The organism is Leuconostoc citreum, assembly GCF_004354555.1.
Lineage (GTDB): Bacteria > Bacillota > Bacilli > Lactobacillales > Lactobacillaceae > Leuconostoc > Leuconostoc citreum.
Genome location: NZ_PUFH01000004.1, coordinates 463852 through 487113 on the forward strand (window position 1 = coordinate 463852; position 23262 = coordinate 487113).

At 39.8% G+C, this 23262-nt stretch carries 24 protein-coding genes and 1 riboswitch; of the genes, 18 read left to right on the forward strand and 6 right to left on the reverse strand.

Going from position 1 to position 23262, the window contains the following annotated elements:
- Positions 1-43: 43 nt before the first annotated feature.
- The 6 genes from C5L21_RS04045 to argF all read left to right on the forward strand — a co-directional run bounded on the left by C5L21_RS04045 (position 44) and on the right by argF (position 7259).
- Entirely contained in the window at positions 44-946 is a 903-nt protein-coding gene (locus C5L21_RS04045) for an RluA family pseudouridine synthase (protein ID WP_004903264.1), read from the forward strand.
- Positions 947-984: 38 nt separating this feature from the next.
- Positions 985-2349 carry a magnesium transporter gene (mgtE, locus tag C5L21_RS04050; RefSeq protein ID WP_085698713.1) on the forward strand — a complete coding sequence of 455 codons (1365 nt, stop codon included), beginning with the start codon at positions 985-987 and terminating at the stop codon, positions 2347-2349.
- A gap of 61 nt (positions 2350-2410) precedes the next feature.
- Entirely contained in the window at positions 2411-3391 is a 981-nt protein-coding gene (locus C5L21_RS04055; protein WP_004903258.1) for an LCP family protein, read from the forward strand.
- 154 nt (positions 3392-3545) lie between these two features.
- Positions 3546-4778 carry an argininosuccinate synthase gene (locus C5L21_RS04060; protein WP_004903257.1) on the forward strand — a complete coding sequence of 411 codons (1233 nt, stop codon included), beginning with the start codon at positions 3546-3548 and terminating at the stop codon, positions 4776-4778.
- 79 nt (positions 4779-4857) lie between these two features.
- Positions 4858-6246 (forward strand): argininosuccinate lyase, encoded by a 1389-nt coding sequence (gene argH, locus C5L21_RS04065; RefSeq protein WP_085698714.1) that lies wholly within the window; start codon positions 4858-4860, stop codon positions 6244-6246.
- Positions 6243-7259, forward strand: coding sequence for an ornithine carbamoyltransferase (gene argF / locus C5L21_RS04070; RefSeq protein WP_085698715.1), 1017 nt, complete (start codon positions 6243-6245; stop codon positions 7257-7259). The genes argH and argF overlap by 4 nt, the downstream gene beginning before the upstream one ends.
- A gap of 31 nt (positions 7260-7290) precedes the next feature.
- Here argF and C5L21_RS04075 read toward each other — a convergent pair whose 3' ends face one another.
- The 6 genes from C5L21_RS04075 to C5L21_RS04100 all read right to left on the reverse strand — a co-directional run bounded on the left by C5L21_RS04075 (position 7291) and on the right by C5L21_RS04100 (position 13062).
- The gene (locus C5L21_RS04075; RefSeq protein ID WP_085698716.1) at positions 7291-8634 is read right to left on the reverse strand and encodes an MFS transporter; all 1344 of its coding nucleotides are present in this window, start codon (positions 8632-8634) and stop codon (positions 7291-7293) included.
- A 148-nt stretch (positions 8635-8782) separates the two neighbouring features.
- Entirely contained in the window at positions 8783-10480 is a 1698-nt protein-coding gene (locus C5L21_RS04080; protein WP_085698717.1) for an NFACT RNA binding domain-containing protein, read from the reverse strand.
- A 112-nt stretch (positions 10481-10592) separates the two neighbouring features.
- Positions 10593-11228, reverse strand: a complete 636-nt coding sequence (locus C5L21_RS04085; protein WP_004901095.1) for a copper homeostasis protein CutC — start codon at positions 11226-11228, stop codon at positions 10593-10595.
- A 120-nt stretch (positions 11229-11348) separates the two neighbouring features.
- Positions 11349-11519 (reverse strand): 50S ribosomal protein L32, encoded by a 171-nt coding sequence (gene rpmF, locus C5L21_RS04090; protein WP_004901089.1) that lies wholly within the window; start codon positions 11517-11519, stop codon positions 11349-11351.
- Positions 11520-11616: 97 nt separating this feature from the next.
- Positions 11617-12432, reverse strand: a complete 816-nt coding sequence (gene pnuC, locus C5L21_RS04095) for a nicotinamide riboside transporter PnuC (RefSeq protein ID WP_004901086.1) — start codon at positions 12430-12432, stop codon at positions 11617-11619.
- 93 nt (positions 12433-12525) lie between these two features.
- Entirely contained in the window at positions 12526-13062 is a 537-nt protein-coding gene (locus C5L21_RS04100; protein ID WP_004901083.1) for a nucleoside 2-deoxyribosyltransferase, read from the reverse strand.
- A gap of 241 nt (positions 13063-13303) precedes the next feature.
- On the opposite strand from C5L21_RS04100, the gene C5L21_RS04105 reads away from it, so the two are divergent.
- From C5L21_RS04105 to ntdP, 12 genes are all read left to right on the forward strand, one after another.
- The gene (locus tag C5L21_RS04105) at positions 13304-13981 is read left to right on the forward strand and encodes a VTT domain-containing protein (RefSeq protein WP_085698718.1); all 678 of its coding nucleotides are present in this window, start codon (positions 13304-13306) and stop codon (positions 13979-13981) included.
- 37 nt (positions 13982-14018) lie between these two features.
- Entirely contained in the window at positions 14019-14567 is a 549-nt protein-coding gene (locus tag C5L21_RS04110; protein WP_085698719.1) for a transcriptional regulator, read from the forward strand.
- The gene (locus C5L21_RS04115; RefSeq protein WP_040177165.1) at positions 14564-15940 is read left to right on the forward strand and encodes a nicotinate phosphoribosyltransferase; all 1377 of its coding nucleotides are present in this window, start codon (positions 14564-14566) and stop codon (positions 15938-15940) included. The genes C5L21_RS04110 and C5L21_RS04115 overlap by 4 nt, the downstream gene beginning before the upstream one ends.
- Positions 15941-15949: 9 nt before the next feature.
- Complete coding sequence (locus tag C5L21_RS04120) at positions 15950-16285, forward strand: hypothetical protein (protein ID WP_085698721.1); 336 nt, start codon at positions 15950-15952, stop codon at positions 16283-16285.
- A 58-nt stretch (positions 16286-16343) separates the two neighbouring features.
- A riboswitch (Lysine riboswitch) is annotated at positions 16344-16518 on the forward strand.
- 114 nt (positions 16519-16632) lie between these two features.
- Positions 16633-17934, forward strand: coding sequence for a diaminopimelate decarboxylase (lysA, locus tag C5L21_RS04125; RefSeq protein ID WP_085698723.1), 1302 nt, complete (start codon positions 16633-16635; stop codon positions 17932-17934).
- An 18-nt stretch (positions 17935-17952) separates the two neighbouring features.
- Entirely contained in the window at positions 17953-18657 is a 705-nt protein-coding gene (dapD, locus tag C5L21_RS04130) for a 2,3,4,5-tetrahydropyridine-2,6-dicarboxylate N-acetyltransferase (protein ID WP_004905310.1), read from the forward strand.
- A complete protein-coding gene (locus C5L21_RS04135) occupies positions 18657-19820 on the forward strand; it encodes an N-acetyldiaminopimelate deacetylase (protein WP_085698725.1) in 1164 nt (387 codons plus the stop codon). Before dapD ends, C5L21_RS04135 begins: the two co-directional genes overlap by 1 nt.
- 1 nt (position 19821) lies before the next feature.
- Positions 19822-20697: a 4-hydroxy-tetrahydrodipicolinate synthase gene (gene dapA / locus C5L21_RS04140; protein WP_085698727.1), complete on the forward strand. Its 876-nt coding sequence runs from the start codon at positions 19822-19824 to the stop codon at positions 20695-20697.
- Positions 20697-21422, forward strand: coding sequence for a 4-hydroxy-tetrahydrodipicolinate reductase (dapB, locus tag C5L21_RS04145; RefSeq protein ID WP_040177154.1), 726 nt, complete (start codon positions 20697-20699; stop codon positions 21420-21422). The genes dapA and dapB overlap by 1 nt, the downstream gene beginning before the upstream one ends.
- A 62-nt stretch (positions 21423-21484) precedes the next feature.
- On the forward strand, positions 21485-22285 hold the full coding sequence (gene recX, locus C5L21_RS04150) for a recombination regulator RecX (RefSeq protein ID WP_004905306.1): 801 nt from the start codon (positions 21485-21487) through the stop codon (positions 22283-22285).
- Between the two features lie 2 nt (positions 22286-22287).
- Positions 22288-22560 carry a hypothetical protein gene (locus C5L21_RS04155; RefSeq protein WP_012305310.1) on the forward strand — a complete coding sequence of 91 codons (273 nt, stop codon included), beginning with the start codon at positions 22288-22290 and terminating at the stop codon, positions 22558-22560.
- 68 nt (positions 22561-22628) lie between these two features.
- Positions 22629-23198 (forward strand): nucleoside tri-diphosphate phosphatase, encoded by a 570-nt coding sequence (ntdP, locus tag C5L21_RS04160; protein ID WP_004901051.1) that lies wholly within the window; start codon positions 22629-22631, stop codon positions 23196-23198.
- The last annotated feature ends 64 nt before the right edge of the window (positions 23199-23262 follow it).

The following is a 23262-nucleotide window of genomic DNA, read 5'->3' on the forward strand; positions in this document are numbered from 1 at the left end:
ATGCACAAAACGGCTTTGTTTTGCTGCATTTACATAGTTAGTCATGCAATTTACTTGGACATATTCAGGCACAGAACAACGAAAGGTGAGAACATTTTTACAAGCGCATGGGGTCTCACATCGTATGTTTAGCCAAATGAAGCATAATGGTGGTGCCATTTTAAAAAATGGGCAACAGGTTTATACCTCGGATTATTTAGATCATGGGGATCAAGTGACGATAGTCATGCCAACTGAAAAAGGGAACGATTTAGTTGTGCCTGATTATCGACCACTCGATATTATTTTTGAAAATGAGCATTGGTTAGTTGTCGATAAACCATATGGGGTAACAACTGTACCTGGCCACGCTGACCGTCTACATACACTGGTTAATCAAGTGAAAGGTCACTTGGAAGAGATTAATGCCGAAGATTTAGTGCCTCACGTGGTGACAAGACTAGATAGAGATACATCTGGTATTGTGCTATTGGCTAAACATCGCTTTGCGCACGCTGTTTTGGATCAACAATTACAGGATCACACAGTAGAAAAATTTTACTTAGCTTATCCCAGTGGTATTCTTACCGAAGATCATGGTGACATTAATGCTCCGATTGGGCGTGTAGAAGGCGATTTTATTAAACGAGAAGTTCGTGATGATGGCAAACCTTCACGTACCGAATATTGGGTCGAACGCCGTTATGATGAAAATGGCGAGCAGCCAATGACGCGTGTGAAAGTGCAATTACATACGGGGCGCACACATCAAATCCGCGTCCATTTTAAAAACATTGGCCACCCACTGGTTGGCGATGATTTATACGGCGGCCCATTGTGGCATGGCTTAAAAAGACAAGCATTACATGCTTATCACATGCGTTTTTACGACCCATTCATTGAGGATTACCGTGAATTTAATACAAAGTTACCAGAGGATTTAAAAGGGTTGCGTGATTTGATTTAAACGATAATAAGCATAATAGCAGGAGGTGTACGGTTAATATGACTGAGCAAATTGAAGAATTAAACCAGACAATTCAGCACCTTTCAGACTTAATTCAGTCTGGACAAGACAATACATTTATCGATAGTTTTGAAGCACTACATGAGTATGAAATGGCACAAGCGTATGCTGGTTTGCCAGAACAATTTCGTAGTGTTGCCTGGCGGTTACTTTCTGATGATATCCTAGCCAGCGTTTTTGACAATCTGGATGTTGATGAGGTTGACATCGTTGCGTTACTGAAAGAAATGCCACCAAGACGCGGTGCTCGTATTTTGCAAGAAATGTACGCCGATAATGCGGCCGACGTGTTACAAGAAATGCCACCGCGGCTAGTTGCAACCTATCTTAGTCTGATGCCAAAATCAGAAGCCGATGAAGTGCGCCAACTCATTAATTATGATGAGCAAACTGCCGGTTCGTTAATGTCGACAGAATATTTAGCTGTTGAAGAAAATTTACATGTTGACGATGTGATGCATTTGGTTAAAAAGCAAGCACTGGAAGCGGAATCAATTAGTTATGTTTACGTGCTCGATAAGCAAGAACATTTGATGGGTGTTATTTCTTTACGAGATTTGCTGACCCATGCTGATGATTTACCAGTGATTAATATTACCAATGAGCGTATCATTAGTGTTAAAGCTGGTGATGATCAGGCAGATGTTGCACAAATTGTGGCTAATTATAACTTCCTTTCTATTCCTGTTACCGATGATAATAATCGTTTGTTAGGTGTTATTACAGTTGATGATATTGTTGATGTTATTGACGAAGAGGCCGTCGAAGATTACTCTGGTTTGGCGGCCGTTAACGTCAGTCAAATTAACGATACGCCTTGGCACTCTGCTGCTAAGCGTATTCCTTGGCTAATTGCATTATTGTTATTAGGTATGACAACCGCAACTTTAATTAGCTCTTACGATGGCTTAGTGAGGCGTGCTTCAATCTTAGCTGCTTTTATTTCTTTAATTACTGGAACAGCTGGAAATGCTGGGACACAAGCCTTAGCCTTAGCGGTGCGTCGTATTGCCGTGGGCAGTGATAAAAATGGCTTAAGAGATTTCTTTAGCGAAGTTATTGCTGGCATTTTGGTGGGTATCGCTACTGGTTTGTCAGTGTTTATAGTGGTCGCGCTATGGAAACAAAATGTTGTCTTAGGCTTTGCTGTAGGATTAGCAATGACAATTGCTATTATTGTTGCCAATCTAGCAGGTTATCTCATTCCTGTTGTGATTGATAAAATTGGCTTTGACCCAGCAGTGGCGAGTGGGCCTTTTATCACCACATTATCCGATTTAACCTCTGTGCTAATTTACTTTAATGTCGCACAACTGTTTATTACACATTTCATTGGTGGTTAGGGTTACAATGATTACCTTTTGCTAATTTTTTTAGAAGTCGTTTAATTAAGGAGTAAGTGTCATGACACGTGAATCATTACATCGACAGGGTAAACAAAATGGCCGCAAAAAAAGCCATACAGTTCGTCGTATCATTTTAATTATTGTTGGCCTATTGTTGCTGTCTGGTGTTGCTGTAGGTGCGGTAACCTATTATAAAATGAATCGCACAATTAGTAAGATGCAGAAACCTTCTGCAACAACGAAAAAAGCTGATCAAGTCACTGCAAGCAAAGCGCCAGTATCATACTTATTGCTGGGTACTGATACTGGTGAGCTAGGCCGTGATTATAAAGGCCGCACAGATACTATGATGGTTATGACAGTTAATCCATCGAAACAAACGACGACAATGACATCAATTGCGCGTGATACCTTAGTCACTGTCAATGGCCAACAAATGAAAATTAATGCGGCTTATGCCTATGGTAATGCTGATTCAGCGTTATCTGCTGTTGAAAATTTATTGAACATTAAAATCAATGGTGGCTATTTCCTGGTTAATATGGCAGGCATGATTAAAATGGTTGATGCCGTTGGCGGTGTTGATGTGATATCACCATTAACATTTACAACTGAAGGGGATGACACGCAAGCTGACTCTAAAAAGCAATATTCGTTTGTTGCTGGTCAAAGCTACCACATGGACGGCAACGAGGCGTTGGCTTTTTCAAGGATGCGACACGAAGATCCAGATGGTGATTATGGTCGTCAAAGAAGACAACAATTAATCATTCAAGCAGTCCTCAAGCATGCGGCAAGTGTTGGATCACTGTTTAATGATACGTTGTTAAACATGTTATCTAATAATATTCAAACTGATGTGTCTAGCAGTTCTATGAGAAATTTGGCGTTTAACTATCGTTCAGCGTTATCTCATGTTAAGCAAGATCAGCTGCATGGTACAACACAAAGCATGGGGGATTTAGGTGCGGTTGAGGTTATGACGCCAACTGAAATTGATCGTGTCCACCGTGCCATAACTGAACAAATGACGAAATAAAAAAGCAGATTAAGGTTATCTGCTTTTTTTATTGCAAAAATATACATTTTTATCGCTGTTATTCAGCCTTAAAGTGTATATAATCAGTAAATGGTTGAATAAAAAAACGGTGGGCGGTATTATTAATGCATACATAAACACGGAGGTCACTAACATGACAGAAAAATTAGTATTAGCTTATTCAGGTGGTTTGGATACTTCAGTTGCTATTCCTTGGTTAAAAGAAAAAGGATACGATGTTATTGCAGTGGTCTTAAACGTCGGACAACATGGCAAAGATATGGTTGCTATCCAGGAAAAAGCACTTAAAGTTGGCGCTAGCCAGTCTATCGTTATTGACGCACAAGCTGAATTTGCAGACCAATATGTTGCACCAGTGATTAAAGCCAATATGTTATATGAGGGCGAATATCCAATGGTTTCAGCTCTCTCACGACCTTTAATTATTAAAAAATTAGTGGATATCGCACACGAAAATGAAGCAGTTGCTATTGCACATGGCTCAACAGGACACGGTAATGATCAGGTTCGGTTTGAAGCAGCAATCCATGCTTTGGACCCAGATATGAAAATTGAAGCACCTATTCGTGATTTTCAATGGTCTCGAGAAGAAGAAATTGAATATGCTCAGCAACATGATGTGCCTGTACCAATTAATTTAGAGTCACCATACTCAATAGATGAAAACCTATGGGGACGTGCTAATGAAGCGGGTATTTTGGAAAATCCTTGGCATCAGGCACCCGAGGATGCTTATGCTTTAACGACAGCAATTGAAAATACACCTGATATACCAGAATTTGTTGACGTCACATTTACTGCTGGCATTCCAACAGCATTAGATGGTAATGAAATGCCATTAGCCGATTTAATTATTAAACTCAATATCATGGCAGGCACGCATGGTATTGGGCGTATTGATCATATTGAAAATCGTTTGGTTGGTATTAAATCACGTGAGATTTATGAAGCACCGGCAGCAGCTGTTTTGATGACAGCACATAAAGATCTCGAAGATTTGACATTGGAACGCGATGTGGCTCACTTTAAGCCAATGGTGGAACAACAACTTGCTAATTTAGTTTATGAAGCTAAATGGGTATCACCGCTATTTGATAGTCTTATGGCTTTCGTTGATGAGACACAGAAAAATGTAAACGGTGTTGTGAAGATGAAGTTATTCAAGGGAAGTGCCATTGCTGTCGCACGTCAATCAGAGCATAATTCACTTTATGATGAGGATTTAGCAACATATACCAGTGCCTCATCCTTCGATCAAGCCGCGGCAGTTGGCTTCATCAAATTATGGACATTGAGTAACACGGTGTACGAACAAGTGAATCATGTTCACAGTCAAAAGCCCAGTCAATTGAAGCTTAAAAATTAAAAAAGATGGCGAAAGCCATCGTACATAAATAGGGAAAGGATTATATTGTTTATTGGCAAAACAATATTGTTAAAATGTTATGACAACAACAAAACTATGGGGTGGCCGCTTCACTGCTAAGGCGGCAGAATGGGTCGATGAGTTTGGTGCATCAATTCATTTTGATGAGCAAATGGCAGCCGAAGATATCGAGGGTTCAATTGCCCATGCTAAAATGCTTGGTAAGCAACAAATTATTTCAGAATCTGAGTCAGCAGAAATTGTTGCTGGATTGGTGGCCTTAAAAAAAGAGTTAGATGATGGCATGCTAGCATTTGATGTTAAAAATGAAGACATTCATATGAATATAGAAGTGCTGTTAACACAAAAAATTGGGGCGGTAGCAGGTAAATTACACACAGCACGTTCACGAAATGATCAAGTTGCAACAGATTTTCATTTGTGGGTGAAACATCGCTTGCCACATGTATTGGATGCGTTAACTGAATTACAAGAAACTCTGTTACAGCTAGCAACACAACATGCTGGAACAATTATGTCAGGCTATACACATTTACAACATGCGCAACCAATTACTTATGGTCATTATCTTTTAGCGTATTGTGAGATGTTTCAACGTGATTATGATCGTTTTGAGTTTAACCAAAAGCATACCGACATGTTGCCACTCGGAGCAGCAGCTTTAGCTGGCACAACGTTTCCAATCGATCGTGAGTTTGTTGCAGAGCAGTTAGGTTTTAATGATATCTACCATAACTCATTAGATGCCGTGTCTGATCGTGATTTTGCATTAGAATTTTTATCTAATGCGGCCATGCTGATGATGCACTTATCTCGTATGGCAGAAGAATTGATTTTATGGTCAACGTATGAATTCAATTATATCGAATTGTCTGATGATTTTTCGACAGGATCATCGATTATGCCACAAAAAAAGAACGCAGACTTTGCAGAATTAGTGCGTGGTAAAACAGGGCGCACGTATGGTGCATTAATGGCACTTTTGACAACGATGAAAGCACTTCCTTTAGCATACAATAAAGACATGCAGGAAGATAAAGAACAAGTCTTTGATGTGATGGATACTGTGCTGGCTGCGATTAAAATTTTTACGGGTATGTTGAGTGAAATAACAGTGCATAAAGAACGCATGTTAGCTAGTACGCAAGATGATTTTTCTAATGCCACCGAACTAGCTGATTATTTAGCAACAAAGGGTGTTCCTTTTCGTGAAGCACACGCGATTGTCGGGCAATTAGTGTTGACTGGTATTCAAACCCATACGCCTCTTCAGAACATGGCTTTAGCTGATTTACAGGCAGCGGCACCGCAGATTGAAGCTGATATTTATCTTGTGTTGCAATCAGAAACAGCTGTCAATCGACGTACTTCAATTGGTGGTACTGCTGTAGCGAACGTACAAAAAGAAATTGCACGTCAGTATAAAAATTTGGAGGCGCGTCAATGAGTTCACATTTTCAAGGGAAATCTTTTTTAAAAGAAATTGATTTTACCAAAATTGAGTTAGAAACCTTAATTGATTTAGCAGCACATTTTAAGTATCTCAAGCAACAGCATATTCCTCACCAATATTTACAAGGAAAAAATATTGCGTTGTTATTTGAGAAAACCTCAACACGGACGCGTTCTAGTTTTACAGTGGCGGCAAATGATTTAGGGGCACATGCTGAATTTTTAGGACAACATGATATTCAATTGGGTAAAAAAGAATCATTAGTAGATACGGCTAAAGTATTTGGTCGGATGTATGATGGTATCGAGTATCGTGGCTTTTCTCAAAAAACTGTAGAAGATTTAGCGACGTATTCAGGGGTGCCGGTTTGGAATGGCTTAACCGATGCATGGCACCCCACACAGATGTTGGCCGATTTTCTAACAATTAAAGAGAAACTAGGTTCACTTGATGGTGTGACACTAGCATACATGGGCGACGGTCGCAATAACGTTGCACATTCACTATTAGTTACGGGTGCTATTTTGGGTGTTAATATTCATATTGTAGCACCTAAGTCTTTACAACCGAATCGCGATGTACAAGATATAGCACAGCAGAAAGCAGCCGAATCTGGTGCAACATTGATGATAACCGATGATATCACAGCGGGTGTTGCTGGCGCTGATGTTTTGTATACAGATGTCTGGGCCTCAATGGGCGAAGAATCAACTTTTGCAGAGCGCATTAAGTGCCTATTACCCTATCAAATTAATCAGGCATTGGTATCGGCAACAGGGAATCCTAACGTCATTGTATTACATGATTTGCCAGCTTTTCATGATTTAAATACAACAGTTGCCCAGCAAATATATGAAAAATACGGTTTAACCGAAATGGAAATTACTGACGAAATATTTAATGCACCCTTTGCTTATCAATTTGATCAGGCAGAAAATCGTTTGCATACGATTAAGGCTGTGATGGCAGCAACATTAGGTCATATGTTTTTACCGATAGGATACTAAAAAAGTTCGCATTGCGAACTTTTTTAGTATCCTAATTCTTTTTTTGGCGAACATGCAAGAAGACAAATAAAACAAGGGCACAGCTGATAAATATTGCTAAATAACCAATACCTGTCTGCGCGCCAGTGAGTACGCCTTGGTGTGGTTGTTGGCGCATGGCTTGTCCCAAAATTTGGGCCACAATAGCAGTCGCTGCAGCGCCAACAAGTTGTTGCATCGTGTTTAATACCGCATTCCCATCAGCTGTTTCGTGGTTCTTAAGTGCACCTAACGTTAAAGTCATGAAGTTAGCATAAGCTAGACCAACGCCTACCATCATCAAAACGTGTAGACCAAGTAGGGACCAGAAATTAAGTAAGGGTAAGAATACAACAAAGCAAATGAGTGCGGTTGTTGAAAAGCACAAGCCAACAAAAACTGGCCAAAAACGACCGATACGATCTAACAAAGCACCAGCTATTGGTGCAAGCAGTGCGCCGATTAAAGCACCTGGAAACATAAACATACCAGCAACAGTCGCATTATGTTGCTGATATAACTGCAAATAATTTGGCAAGATAAACGACAAACCGAGTAAGATAGCTTGATAGACTAGCATGCCATACATATAGGCATCGAAATACACATTACGAAAAAGCGTGAGATTAATCATTTTTTGTTTTTTGTTCACATGATAAAACATAAAGAGTGCTAGTAATCCGATAAAGTATAACGGTAGTGATTTCTGTTCAATGGCTAACAATCCAGTTGCCAAGCCGATTGAAAGGCAGACAAATGATCGCAAGGGAAAAGGCTCAGTTAGACGAACAGGCTCTTTAGGAATACTAAACATGCCAATAATGAGCGAGATAACTAACAAGATAACAAGTGACCAAAAAATAGCCCGCCACCCAAAGCTGTTCAACAAAATGCCACCATAAGTTGGGCCAATGGCAGGTGCTAACGAAGTAATCATGCTGCCAATACCCATCATCATGCCGCGTGTTCTCATTGGTGAGTGAGTCAGTATAATATGAAACATCAGTGGTAAAGCAATGCCAGTGCCAATGCCTTGTAAGACACGTCCAGCTAATAACCAAGTTAGTGTTGGTGAAAAAGCATCACAAATAATACCGACCAGAAACAAAATATTTGCCGTCATAAATAATGTACGTATTGAAAAATTACGAATTAAAAATGCTGAAATGGGTATAATAACAGCAATTGCTAATAGGTAACCCGTAGTAATCCACTGCACAGCATTTGTCGTGACACTAAACTCAGTCATTAACTGTGGAAAAGTAACATTCATAGCTGTCTCAATCAAGACACCACTGAAACTTAATATGCCAGAAGCAATCACTGCCGGCATAACATGCCAATTGTTTGTTCTCATGAATTAGCTCCTTAAAAAATAAAAAGAGGTGTGACATTATCTAAAAAGATAATGTCACGCCTCTTTTGTCGGCATGTGTTTTAACACATGCTATCTGTACGAAACAACAGTTTTAAATTTACCAGACAAATAGGTGATTTGTCAAGGGTTAAGATTTTATTTTTAAGCGTGCTATAAGGTCGGGTTCGGGTGTTACATAAAGCGTTTGTTGACCTTCAAAAATAACGAATCCGGGTTTGGAACCATTGGGTTTACGTAGTTTTCCAGCTGGTAAATAATCTACGGGAACATTTGCCGATTGCCTTGCTTTACTGTAGTAGGCGGCCAATTTAGCAGCCTCTAGTAATGTTGTTTCAGAGGGCTGAGGTGAGTGGATAATAACATGTGAACCAGGTATTTTCTGAACGTGAAGCCAAATGTCACGGCGGTCGGCTTGTTTCAAAGATAAACGCTCATTTTGCAAATTGTTTTTGCCAACTTCGATTAGTGTGCCATCGGAACTTTCAAAACGGTCGGGCTTGGAAATTTTCGGCTTTTGCTTACTTTTTTTTGTAGTGCGAATGTAGCCACCGTTCATCAATTCAATGCGTATGTCAGCAACATCCTTGGGTGAGGCGACCTCTAATTGTGCAACAATGTTGTTAAAATAATCAATTTCTGCCGTTGTTAATGCCAATTGGGTATTGACATAGTTTACAGCAGTTCTTAACTTACGATACTTATTAAAATATTTTTCAGCATTCTTTAGTCCGTTTAATTTTGGATCAAGCGGAATATTTAATAACTTATTGTTGTCATAATAATTTTCAATCGCGACAGATGTCATGCCCTTTGTCACTAAATGTGGGTAGGTGATGAGTAAATCACCCATAACTTTCAGTGCATCAGCATTTTCAGCATCAGTTAAGGTCGCTAATAATTTTTTCTTTTTAGTATTATTTTTTTTCAGTTCGTTTTTAACGACGCGTACAAGTGAGCCGGCTTGTTGATTGACACGTTCACGTTCAGCCTTACCAACGTAATAGGCATCTAGCATGATCCCAAGACTATCGAAATGTTGCTTGGTCGCAAAGTCTTGTAGCCAATCAATGGCTGCATAACTCAGATTCCCCTGATCAGAGTGAAACAGTGTTGGCTTGGGTTGATCAAAAGCTGCTAGCCAATTTTTTGCATGCTGAATCCGATCGCCAGTTGTATCGATGGCTCGCGTTAAAGCTTTTGCTGAATCCCGACTAAAGCCTTGATAAGTTGCTTGAATATAGGCTGGCCATGCTTCAACCGGTTGGTCAAGAATCATTGTCGCTAAATCAGTTAAATCATTAGTGAAAGGGTTAAGCTTATGTTGTTCAGGCGGTAGAATGTAACGAGCACCGGGCATTAACGAGCGGACACGATTTTGGTCAGCGGGGACGTGTTTGATTAATTCTAAAATACGGGCGTCGCTTTCACGTACCAAAAAAATATTAGAATGACGCCCCATCATTTCAATTGTTAGTCGAATTTCTTGCACATCACCTAATTCGTCACGCGCATTAACGTAAAAATTAATCATACGATCATTAGCAACTTGTTCAATCTTTTGCAGCTTGGCGCCTTCAAGATAACGCCTTAGAAACATCACAAAGTTCGGTGCTGTTTGCGGATTTTCATAAGGAATATAGGTGATTTGTGCGCGAGCATAAGTCGGGTGGGCGCTTAGCAACAAAGGATAGTTTTGGCCATTTTGTCGCACGACTAAAACAATCTCGTTAGCATAGGGTTGGTGAACTTTTGTAATACGGCCACCAACAAGTTTTTCATTAAATTCATGCACAAGGGCATGTGTAAACAGACCATCCAGTGGCATTTCTTGTTCCTCACTTTTTGAATGTTGTTGATTCCAATACTAGTCATTTAAAAATGGTCACTTTATAATAATTAAAGCGACCATTCAATCAATATTTATTGTGATGTGACAGCTAAACTATTTTTGAGCCATGTACTTCTGTAACGCCTAATGTGTTGGCAATACGTTGCGCATTTGCGACAGTTACGCCACCACCAGGGAGAATAGTTAAATCCGGTGGTGAAGTATTGACTAAAGTTTGCAACTCGGATAGAAGATCGGTAATTGGTGTTTCTAACATGCCACCATGTGTTAGAATACGTTTGACATGATGATCAGACAGCCATTGCATCACGTTTTGTTGGCTTTCTTGGGCAATATGGTCAAATGCCATGTGCATAATGACTTCTAAATGTAACTCATGAGCATGATTAATGAGTAACATCATGGCATCAAAGTCTAGTTGATGGTTACGGACGACACCAAATGTCACATATTGACCACCGAGGTCTGCAATTTGCTGAAGACTATCTTGCATTTGTTGCAGTTCTGCATCATCGTAAGCAAAATCACCACCTCGTGGGCGAACCATAATGACGACAGGAACGTCTTCGACAGCCATCAAGGTGTCAATGATTGTACGCGTATCAGGTGTTAAACCACCGAGTTCTAAGTGGCTACTGAGTTCAATTCGATTAGCGCCTTTGCGGCGCGCTTGTTTGGCAGCTTCAACAGAGTCAACAGCCGCTTCTCTAATTGTAATTGTCATGTCACTATTCTACCACAAAAGTGACATGATGATGTTAAATGAGATGAAAAATCATTGTAATTTGTTATGTAAAGGAAATAAAAAGCCTACTTCTTAAATTAGAAGTAGGCTTTTATGTGATTACTTTTCAATCACTTGCTTGCCGTTATAAACACCAGAAGGTGATACACGGTGAGCTACGCGGTATTCACCAGTTGTCTTGTCCAAAACAATGTTAGGAACATTCAAACCGATGTGTCCGCGGCGGTTACGCTTATGAGACTTAGAGTTCTTGTTTGATGGGGTAGCCATAATGGCACCTCCTTTCGTTTCAATTTATCAACTAGTCAAGTTTATCTAAAATTGAGCCATTTGTCAATAGGTTTTTAAAAAATCGTGTCAAGGTTTTTTACTTGACACTGTTTTTTGCAAGCTGTGCGGTGATATCTTTGTGGTGGAACCAAGAAGATTGTAATAAGGCCAATATATCATTAGCAAAATACATTAAATAGGTTACCAGAATGACAATAGCTGAAGCACCTAAGGCACCACCAGCAGCAACCGTTAATCCCCACAAGATAATTTGCATGATACCTTGTAATAACCAAGCAAACCAACTCTCAGAAAAACGAAAGGTGGTTAGCACGGCACCAATTAAACCAGTACCAAGCACAAGTGAGTCAGATATTGGTCTAGGTGTATGCAAAATTTTTGTTTCAAAAAGATAAGCCGCAACGAAAGCAATAATTGCAACGACAGTTAGCATTGTGTACCAGAAAACTTTACCGTGTTTTTCACCACGTATATCAGTTTCATGAATGAAGCGGACATGCTGATTCGTATTTTTTACCCACCCTGGCATAATGAGCACGGGGATGTCAAGTAGAATCACGTAAGTGAGCTGTAGCATAGCATCAGCTGGATTACGGTGTAGCCAAGCTACATAAATATAGATAGCTGCAGATAACAGACCAAAAAGGCCATTCATAGGTTTGGCTTCTTTGAGACCAAGGACAGTAATCCAACCGAATGCTGCAGCAAAAAAAGTGGCGAATGTCATTGACGTGATGGCCGCGCCCATAGCAAAACTAGTGTAGGCAATAATCAGTAACCCGACACCCAATAACGTGTAAGATAGGCGAGTCCAACCTTTGAACTGCTGGCCATACCAGATTGGATTTAGAAGTTGCCAATGTGAAATGTGATTTGTTTGATTAATGTTCATGATAATTATCGGAATTAAGGCACTCTGATTGGTTGCTGTTTTTTAAACGGAGCTTTGAGAGAGCGGCCCGATACCTTTCTTAAATTTTGTGCTTTAAATTAACTTACCCATATACTTGTTTGGTGTAATATCAAAGAAATCATAATCAGCCAATGCATCAGTAGAGGTGACATGGGCATCTGTACCAAATGATAGCATTAAGTTAATTGGATGCTCATCAATATTACCAGCAAAAACAGAGACCACTGGTGTATGAGAAGCAACTGAGTAGCCAAGCTCCATAGCTGTTCCAGTATCTGCATCTTCAGCTTCAAAGACAGCAACGGTCAAGTCTGAATTGTCAATGGCTTTAATATCAGCCTTATAGGTCATGGCGCCCCATTCAAAATCTGGGGTGTTATTAGATGTGCCTAATGCTACACCGCCATACTGATGCAATAATGGCACATGAATATGGGCAATCGTTGGGTTAGCGCTTAACTTTGTAAAAGCTTCTTTAAGTAATTGTTCTTGGTGATCTGAAAACCAACCGGCAGCTAAATAAATATTTTTTGCCCCTGGTAATTTTTTACTATTATCAACGTGACGACTAATTTCTTCTAATTCTTTGATGAGCTTTGCTTCATTCATGTGTTTTCTCCTTCTTGTTATGAGTAACGTATTTAACTTTACATCAGATTATTTTCAAGATGTTGTAATATCAGCTAAATAGACAAAACTTGTCCAAAATCTATCTTACCTTATTCGGGAAAGATTTAAAATAATGTTGCACGATTTAGGTTTACTATCCAATATGTGATACACTTGAATTACTATAAAATGAGGAGTAACGTGTTTCTCTTGCATTAGAATTAAGGAACACAATAAACACATGTTTTTAATTGATTTCATCCTCCATATTGATGCACACATTGCCTCGCTTGTGACACAATTTGGACCATGGACCTACTTGATTTTATTTGCCATTATTTTTATTGAGACTGGTGTGGTCATTATGCCATTCCTGCCTGGTGATTCGTTGCTTTTTGCTGCCGGTGCCGTTGCAGCAACTTCTGCAGGTATTGCTGCTGGTTTAAATCATTGGGTCTTTATGGTATTATTCTTTATTGCTGCTGTTGCCGGTGATTCACTTAATTTTTGGATTGGTCGAACAGGTGGCTATCGCTTAGTTAAGCATCCAATTATTGGCCGCTTTATTAAGGAAAATCATATTCGAGAAGCTGAAGGTTTTTTCGAAAAGCATGGGGCAATGGCCATTATTATTGGGCGTTATATGCCAATTGTTCGTACATTTGTGCCATTTGTTGCCGGTATTAGTCAGTTTCCCTTTGTGCATTTCTTAAGAAACACAGTGATTGCTGCTTTTTCATGGAGTTTTATTGCGACTGGGGCGGGCTATATGTTTGGTAATATTCCCTTTGTTAAACGTCACTTCTCTGTTATTATTATCGGTATTGCCTTGGTGACTTTACTACCAACCATTATTGGGGTTATTAGATCACTAGTCATTAACCATCGTACAAAAAAAATTAATCAATCAAAAAAGTAAAGCTGCCTGAGGGTAGCTTTTTTAGTATAATAAGAGCATGAATAATATAGAAAAATTACAACAATTAACACATATAACAACAGCAGAAATCGCAGACGCACTTGATGTTGACGTGGCAACTGTGACAGCTTGGCAACAAGAAGAAAGTATGCCAACCGTCGGCGAATTTGAAGCACTAGTTGGCATTTTTTCAAGCCAGTTAGATGCGCAAGGTATTGTAACACAATCAGAAAAACATCCTATTCATATTCGCTTATCACTAGACTATCTGATGAATCTTGGGATAACAATGTCTGACTGGATTACACTTAAATGGGCATTTGAGGGACAATGGTCCGGCTTTAATCTAGCAGTGGGCTTCTTTGATAAAGGTCATTTGGTGCGCGTTGTGACGTTGCCAGAAGAATTTATGTCTGCTTTTGCAGGGTATTTAATTTTACAGACTGAGGGTGAATTTGAACCCTACATTGATGAATTTGACGATGACAAACTATATGACTGGCGTCTGATTAAAGTAGCTGGTGATCGTTTTGAAGATGTTACGCAAATGTTAATATCGACTGACTTACCGGAGATAACCTTATGACAGAAAATCTCATTTTGGCCACTGATGCTTATAAATTAACACATCATCTACAATACCCAACTGACATCACGAAACTATATTCTTATGGCGAGGCACGTGTTGGCGGGCGTTTTGATACAGTGAGTTGGTTTGGTTTGTCAATGATTCTACATGATTACTTTAGACAGCCAATTACGGATGAAATGATTGATGAAGCTGAGAGAGTAGCAAAACAGACGTTTAATACGACTGCTTATTTTAACCGTGACGTTTGGGAAAAAGTAAAAACGTTGGGCTATTTTCCTGTGAAAATTAAAGCATTACCTGAAGGTATGACAGTGCCAGTAGGTAATGCCTTGTTTACAATTGAGTCGACACAGGATTGGTTTGCAACAAGTTTAAATGCTTTGGAAGTTGTATTAATGCACGTTTGGTATCCAACGACTATCGCAACAAATTCTTTATACATAAAAAAAAGTTTGCAACCCTTGTTTGAAAAAACAGGCACACTAACAAATTTACCAGTTGCTGTTAACGATTTTGGATTACGTGGCGCAACATCTTTGATGTCTGGAAAACGTGGCGGGGCAGCCCATTTATTACATTTTCAAGGTTCAGATAATATGGCTGCTTCAAGTTATTTTGAGGCAGTTTACGGTGTTTCAGGTCGAGCGGCATCGGTCTGGGCAACCGAACATTCAGTAGCCACAGCTTACGGTCCGGGACAAGGTGAAATAGATTATGTTAATGCACAACTTGATCGGGCACCTGATGATGCGATTTTATCAATTGTGATTGATTCATATGATGCGCTAAATTTCGTGACCCATGTTATCGGATCAGCGACGATTAAACAACGAATACGTAGCCGTCAAGGTCGCATTGTGTTACGACCAGATTCTGGTGATCCTGAAATTATTGATTTGCAGGTCTTGAATTTGCTTGCTGATATCTTTGGAACAACCTTAAATGATAAAGGCTATCGTATTTTGAATGACAATGTTGGTATTATTCAAGGCGATGGTATGAAAGCAGATACAATTGTGTCATTATATGAAAAAATAATAGCTGCAGGCTGGTCAGCTGACAATCTCATTGTTGGATCAGGTGGTGGTCTTTTGCAAGAAGGATTCACACGTGATACGGAAAGATTTGCAATCAAAGCCGCTTACGCAGAAACAGCTGATGGGCGTCACATTAACATTCAAAAAAATCCTAAAACAGACATGACCAAAGCGTCCAAAGCTGGTTTATTGAAAGTCATTCTAGATGGCAATACAATTAAAACAGTAGCGCAAGATGTAGCTGGCGATGATTTGTTAGCGACTGTCTATGAAGATGGGAAACTTTCGGCGATTGATGGTCCAAGTATTATTCACCGTGCTAGTTTATGAGGTCAGTTAATGAATTATCAATTTAAAAAAGCAGCAGATATCAATCAAAATGTCACAACGCAGCATTTAGACGAAAAGGCTGCAGCACAAGCTTATCGGGATTTAGAGTCAAGAGAAAGACAACCAAAAATAGAGGTAGATACTACGCTAGTCGGTCATGGCATTCAGGCTTTAGCAACAGAATCAGCTATTGGCAAAGATGAACGTCAAGCGAAAGTATTAGCGCTTTTTAATAATGGTATGACGAGCTATATTGATTTAGCCTTTGAAATGAATTTAGCTGAATCAACAATTCGACAGTATGGGCGTGAATTAGGTTTAAAATTTATTGATACTGAATATTAGATTAAAAATTTGACATTTTTTAAACTGTCAGTTATGATTAAATCATAATAAAAATATAATTTCACATAGAGGTCGCGATAGACATAAGTCGCTTATCTGAGCTGTTGTAGCAGCCATGACGTTAAGCAAAAGGGGATATCGCCGAAATAGATAAAAACTACTACTTTGTCTGTTGGGCTAACAATTAATAATTGTTAGACTGTCGTTACATGTAACGGTGAGCTATGGAAACTGTCAAAATTGCTAAGCAAAAGCCTTTTGTCCGTGACCATGTCTCGAACAAAGGGCTTTTTATGTTGATAATGATGGCATATGATACTAAATCTATATGTCGTTTAGGAGGGCACATGAATTATCCAACAAATGAACAAAATCACCTCACCATTGACCATGTTGATGCGGTTGACCTTGCTAGTACTTACGGTACACCACTTTATGTTTATGACGTGACTAAAATTAGGCAAACAATGCGAGCATTTAAAGCCATTTTTGAAAAAGAAAATGTCCCATACGTTGTTAGTTATGCTTCAAAAGCATTTGCGACAAAGGCAATTTATCAAGTGGCACAGCAAGAAGGCATTCACGCAGATGTTGTTTCAGGTGGGGAACTTTATACTGCTATTCAAGCTGGTTTTAACCCAAAGCACTTAAGCTTTAATGGCAATAATAAAAATTGGGATGAACTGATGATGGCTGTTCAACAGGGTATTGGGACAGTTATTGTGGATAATTTTTTGGAGTTGCAATTATTGTCTGAAATCGCTGAAAAATGTCAAGTAGTACAAGATATTTTGTTGCGTATTTCACCAGGAATATCGGCCCACACCCATGAATTTATTAGCACCGGTCAGCAAGATTCAAAATTTGGCTTTGATTTACTAACCGGTCAAGCGAAGGCAGCGTATGATATTGCTAGTCAAGATAGCCATTTTCATCTACGAGGTCTACATGCGCATATTGGGTCGCAAATTTTTGATGTCACTGGCTTTGAAAAAAATGCTGCCTTATTAGCAGATACAGCACAAAGTTGGGGATGGCAGCCGGATATTATTAATGTCGGGGGCGGTTTTGGTATTCGTTATACTGATGAAGATGAACCACTACCAGAAAGTGACTATGTAAGTGCTATTATTCGTACCTTAAAAGGAAAAGCAGCCGAGTACGATTGGAAAATGCCAGAAATTTGGATTGAACCAGGACGTTCAGTGGTAGGTCCAGCAGGACAAACGCTTTACACTGTTGGCGCGCGAAAAGACATTCCTGATATGCGACACTATATAGCAGTCGATGGTGGTATGGGAGATAATATTAGGCCTGCATTATACGAGGCCAATTATGAAGCGGTTTTAGCTAATCAACCAAATATTCCAGCACAAGAAGTGGTACGTGTTGCTGGAAAATATTGTGAATCTGGCGATGTTCTTGTTTGGCAACAAAAATTGCCCAAGACGCAAGCAGGTGATATTTTATCCGTCTTAGCAACAGGTGCTTATGGGTATGCAATGGCTTCAAACTATAATCGCAATCCACGTCCAGCAGTTGTTTTTGTGGAAAATGGACAGCATCAGCTTGTCGTTGCACGCGAAACATATGAACATATTGCGGCCCTGGATCGTGACTACACGCTATCAGCAAATATGACACATTAAAATTGGGAGAAAAATATTATGACAACAGCAAATGATGCACAACAATTAATTAATTTTATTGCTAATGCGAAGAAAGTAACGCCCGTCAAAGTGACTTATAAGGGTGTATTAACTGGCGAAATTCCAGCTACTGTGCAACAGTTTGGTGGTGTATCTTTTGGACAATTAATTGGGGATTGGTCAGAAATTCAACCGTTAATTGCAGCATTGCCGGCCGAAAATGTGTTTGTCGAAAATGATGCACGAAATTCAGCCGTACCACTACTTGATAAAAAGGCTGTCAATGCACGTATTGAACCAGGAGCAATTATTCGCGAGCAGGTAACAATAGGTGACAATGCGGTGATTATGCTAGGTGCTGTGATTAACATTGGTGCTGAAATCGGTTCAGGAACAATGATTGATATGGGTGCCGTTTTGGGCGGAAGGGCAATTGTTGGCGAACAATCGCATATTGGTGCTGGCGCTGTGTTAGCAGGCGTAATCGAACCAGCTTCAGCCCAACCAGTTCGTATTGGAGATCATGTTTTAGTTGGGGCGAATGCGGTAGTCATTGAAGGTGTACAGGTTGGAGACGGTGCTGTGGTCGCAGCAGGGGCAATCGTGACAAAAGATGTGCCAGCTAATACCGTTGTCGCAGGCGTACCAGCCAAAATTATTAAGCAAATTGATTCAAAAACGCAACAAAAGACTGCTTTAATCGATGCCTTACGAGGTCTCTAATGTCTGAAATGAATTTTGAAACACTACAAACATTTCGTCGTGAATTACATCAAATACCTGAGACGGCACTTGAAGAATTTAAGACACATGATTATTTGTTAACCAAACTTAAGTCTTGGCAACAAGATTATATGACAATTAAGACAGTTGAAGCTTTGCCAACAGCCATTTTAGTCTATTTTCAAGGCACTAATCCAGTACGGACAATTGGTTATCGGACAGATATTGATGCCTTGCCTATACAAGAGGCAACGGGGTTAGACTTTGCATCACAGCATCCTGGCAAAATGCATGCCTGTGGGCATGATGTCCATATGACAATGGCCCTGGGATTGGCACAATATTTTAGTCAGCATCAACCAAAAGACAATCTTATCATTTTCTTTCAACCTGCTGAAGAGGCTGAAAGCGGTGGTAAAGTTGCCTACGATATGGGATTATTTGAAGGTAAATGGCGACCAGATGAGTTTTATGGGATTCATGACCAACCAAATTTGCCAGCCGGGACGTTAAGCACGTTGGCTGGTACGTTGTTTGCTGGCACAGCAGAATTAAAAGTTGATGTGATTGGTACAGGTGGGCATGCGGCGTATCCTCATTTAGCTAAAGATCCGATTGTTATTGCTGCCGAATTAATTATCCAACTTCAAACTGTTGTGTCGCGATCTGTTGACCCAATTGCTGGTGGGGTTGTGAGTGTTGGCGTCATTAACGGTGGATTTGCAAATAATGTCATACCAGACCAAGTGCATTTTGAAGGGACAGTCCGCAGTATGACGCGCACAGGGTTAGAAACAATGCTGACCCGTATTAAGAAAATTGCTGAGGGACTGGCAATTGCCAATGAGGTTACCATTAATGTATCGTTAGAAAGTGGCAGTTATTTACCAGTAGAAAATGACCCCATATTAGCGACCCAAGTAATTAATTTTATGCAAAAACAGTCAGATATTAATTTTGAATTAGCACAACCAGCTATGACAGGTGAGGACTTCGGTTATTTGTTACAGCATATTCCAGGAGTCATGCTGTGGCTTGGTGTAAACGACAGCCATCCATTACACAGTGCACAATTAACAATCGATGAATCAGCACTTTTACCAGGTTACAACGCCTTGAAATCCTTCTTATTGTGGCGTATGGCAACATCCGAGGAGAAATAAAATGTATGAGCATATCAATTTGATTACGGCAATTATTACCCCATTTAACGCAGAAAATGAAATCGATTATCCGGCCCTAGATCGTGTGATTGATCATCTTTTGGAGACAGGAACACAAGGTTTAGTCATTGCAGGGACGACAGGTGAATCACCAACGTTGTCACATAAAGAGAAATTAGCGTTAACACAACATATTGCAGCGTATGTCCCAGTTGATACATTATTAATTGCTAATGCGGGTACCAATAATACAGTCGAATCGGTACGTAACGCACGTGAACTCAGCGAAATACCAAATGTTGATGCTATTTTAGCCGTGACGCCGTATTACAACAAGCCGAATCAACGCGGCATGATTGCACACTTTACAGCTATTGCTGATGCATCAAATCGGCCAGTGATGCTATATAATATTCCAGGCAGATCAGCTGTTGGCCTCACCGTAGATAGTGTTGTAACCTTGGCACAACATCCTAATATTAACGCGATTAAAGAAACAACTTCGGTGGCATTTATTGCTGCGGAAATCGAACAAACGCAAAATGATAATTTTGCTGTTTATACCGGAGAAGATGCACAAACACTTGCAGCTTTTGTACACGGTGGCGCTGGGACTATATCAGTGGCGTCCCATTTATATGGGCGTGAAATGTCTGCACTATTTACCGCTTTAGCTGTTGGTGATTGGCAGGAAGCAGGTGTGTTACAGCGCTATTTAACACCAAAGATGAACGCCCTATTTGCTTTTCCATCTCCAGCACCAGTGAAGGCAAGATTACATGATTTAGATATGGTTGAAAATTTGACACGTCAACCCATTTTGCCATTAAATGTAGCGGAAAAAAAGGCATTAGATAAACTGTTGGAGGATATGTAATGGTGGATATTATTTTGGCCGGTGGTTTTGGTAAGCTTGGTCAGGCCATTCAATTAGGATTAAAAAACACAGATTATCGTATTGTCGGCATACTAAGTGGGCATCAACATGAAAGTACCTACCCAGTATGGACAACACGAGAGGCAATCGATGTCAAAGCTGATATTTTTTTGGATGTCAGCACACCAAAAACAGTTTTTGATAATGCAAAGTGGGCGATTGCACATGATATGTTGCTTGTTGTTGGTGCAACTGGGCTTAGTGATTTCGAGGTTGATACGCTCAGACAAACAGCAACACGTGGCGTTTTGATTGTGCCTAATTTTAGCTTGTCAGCAGTGCTATTAATGGCATTTGCACAACAAGCGGCAAAGTATTTTCCAGACGTTGAAATTGTAGAGACACACAATCCTAAAAAAGTTGATGCGCCATCAGGTACAGCGATTCAAACAGCAAAACTCATCAGTGAGGCACGTTCAACAACTGGTGCAAAAACGACTGAAGGGCCAGCTAGAGGTATGCGAGTTGAAGACATCCCAGTGCATGCTTTACGTTTACCTGGTTATATTGCGCAACAAAGCGTTTTATTCGGTGGGACTGATGAGCAATTGACCTTGACACAAAGTACCACAAGTCGGACGGCTTTTGTCCCGGGGGTTTTACGAGCACTGGTCGGTGTACAAGAATTAAAGGGATTAGCAATTGGTCTTGACAAAGTGTTATAGCGCATATAGCGCTTTTTTTTGTAAATTAGCACTAGGCAGCATTTTTGCGTACAATAGATGGTATGAAGACGATTACAAAAATTGCAACACAAAAAAGAGCTGGACGTTACAGTATTGAACTGGATAACCAGTTTGCTTTTGGTGTGGCTGAAAGTGTGCTCATTAAATATGGACTTGCTAAGGGGCGCACGCTCGATGAAGATTTAATTACGCAAATTAAGTATGATGATGCCATTGCAAAGGCTTTGACGATTGCCTTAAATTATTTAGGTCATGCATTACGCACAACGAAACAAATAAAACAAAAAATGCGTGATAAAGCAGTGGATGAAGATATTCAAGCGCAAGTTATAGCACAATTAACGCAATTAGGTTATGTCGATGACCAAAATTATGCAAACCACTATGTTGCAACAAAAAAACTTATTACGCCTAAGGGACCACACGTTATTCGTCTTGCTTTGCAACAAGCAGGCGTAGCGGAGAATATGATTGAGCAGGCGTTAGCAACCTATACTTTTGATGAACAATGCCGCATTGCTACAAAAATAGCTGAGAAATTAGCACAAGGGTATCAACGTGAATCGACACGGCTAAGACAGCAAAAAATGGTTCAGGGGTTGGTTAACAAAGGGTTTTCTTTTGAGACTGCTCAGTTGGTCGTGGATAGTATGAACATAGATAATAACGCTGAGGATGAGCAGAATAATGCTAAACGACAAGCCGAAAAACTGTGGCACCGATATCGTCATGATGAGTCACAGCAACGTTTTTATAAAGTTAAGCGACAATTATATGCAAAGGGTTTTACGAGCGAATTAATTGACGCAGCTCTGTTATCCTTAGAGCAAGAGGAAGTTTGATTATGGGATTTTATGACCAAAAAGTATTAGCAGATAAACAGAAAAGTGCACAAGCACAGCTTGATAATATTGATTTTAAGTTAAAAAAAATAAAGGGTCGATCCGTACAAGATTTATATGACCAACATGAAATCAGGACATTAACGACACAACGAGATAGATTAAAAATTATTTTACAACAACTCGAACGACAATTGCGGCACTCTAAAAGCGCGAACAAGCATGCAGCAACTCAGCACTTTGTACGAACAAATACACACCAGCATGATTTGTAGTCTATCAATTATTCGTAAGATTTGATACAATAAAATAGCATTCGGTGTTTAGAAGAGTAGGTACGATCATGAGTTTTGATAAGTCAAATCGCGGACCGCGCGAGGGTGATTTCATCACGATCAAAAGTTACAAACATGATGGCTCGTTGCATCGCACTTGGCGTGATACCATGGTACTAAAAACCAGTGAAAACGCTATTATTGGTCTAAATGATCATACGTTAGTAACCGAAGATGATGGGCGACGTTGGGTCACGCGTGAGCCAGCGATTGTCTATTTTCATAAAAAGTATTGGTTCAATATTATTGCGATGATACGCGATAATGGCGTGTCCTATTACTGTAATCTAGCGTCACCATACGTGCTTGATAAAGAAGCATTAAAATATATTGACTATGATTTAGATATTAAAGTTTTTCCAGACGGTGAAAAGCATCTATTAGATGCTGATGAATATGCTGCCCACAGCAAAAAATGGCACTATCCACCAGAAATTGATAAAATTTTAAAAGCACATGTTAAGATATTGGTCGACTGGATTAATGAAGGCACGGGTCCATTTTCACAAGGTTATATTGATGTTTGGTATGCCAGGTATCAATATTTGATGCAACAACGTCTCAAAGATCGTCGTTGACAAAAAAACACGCTTATATTTTGCGTGTTTTTTTGTTGTGATAAAATGGGGTCAAGAAGTATTA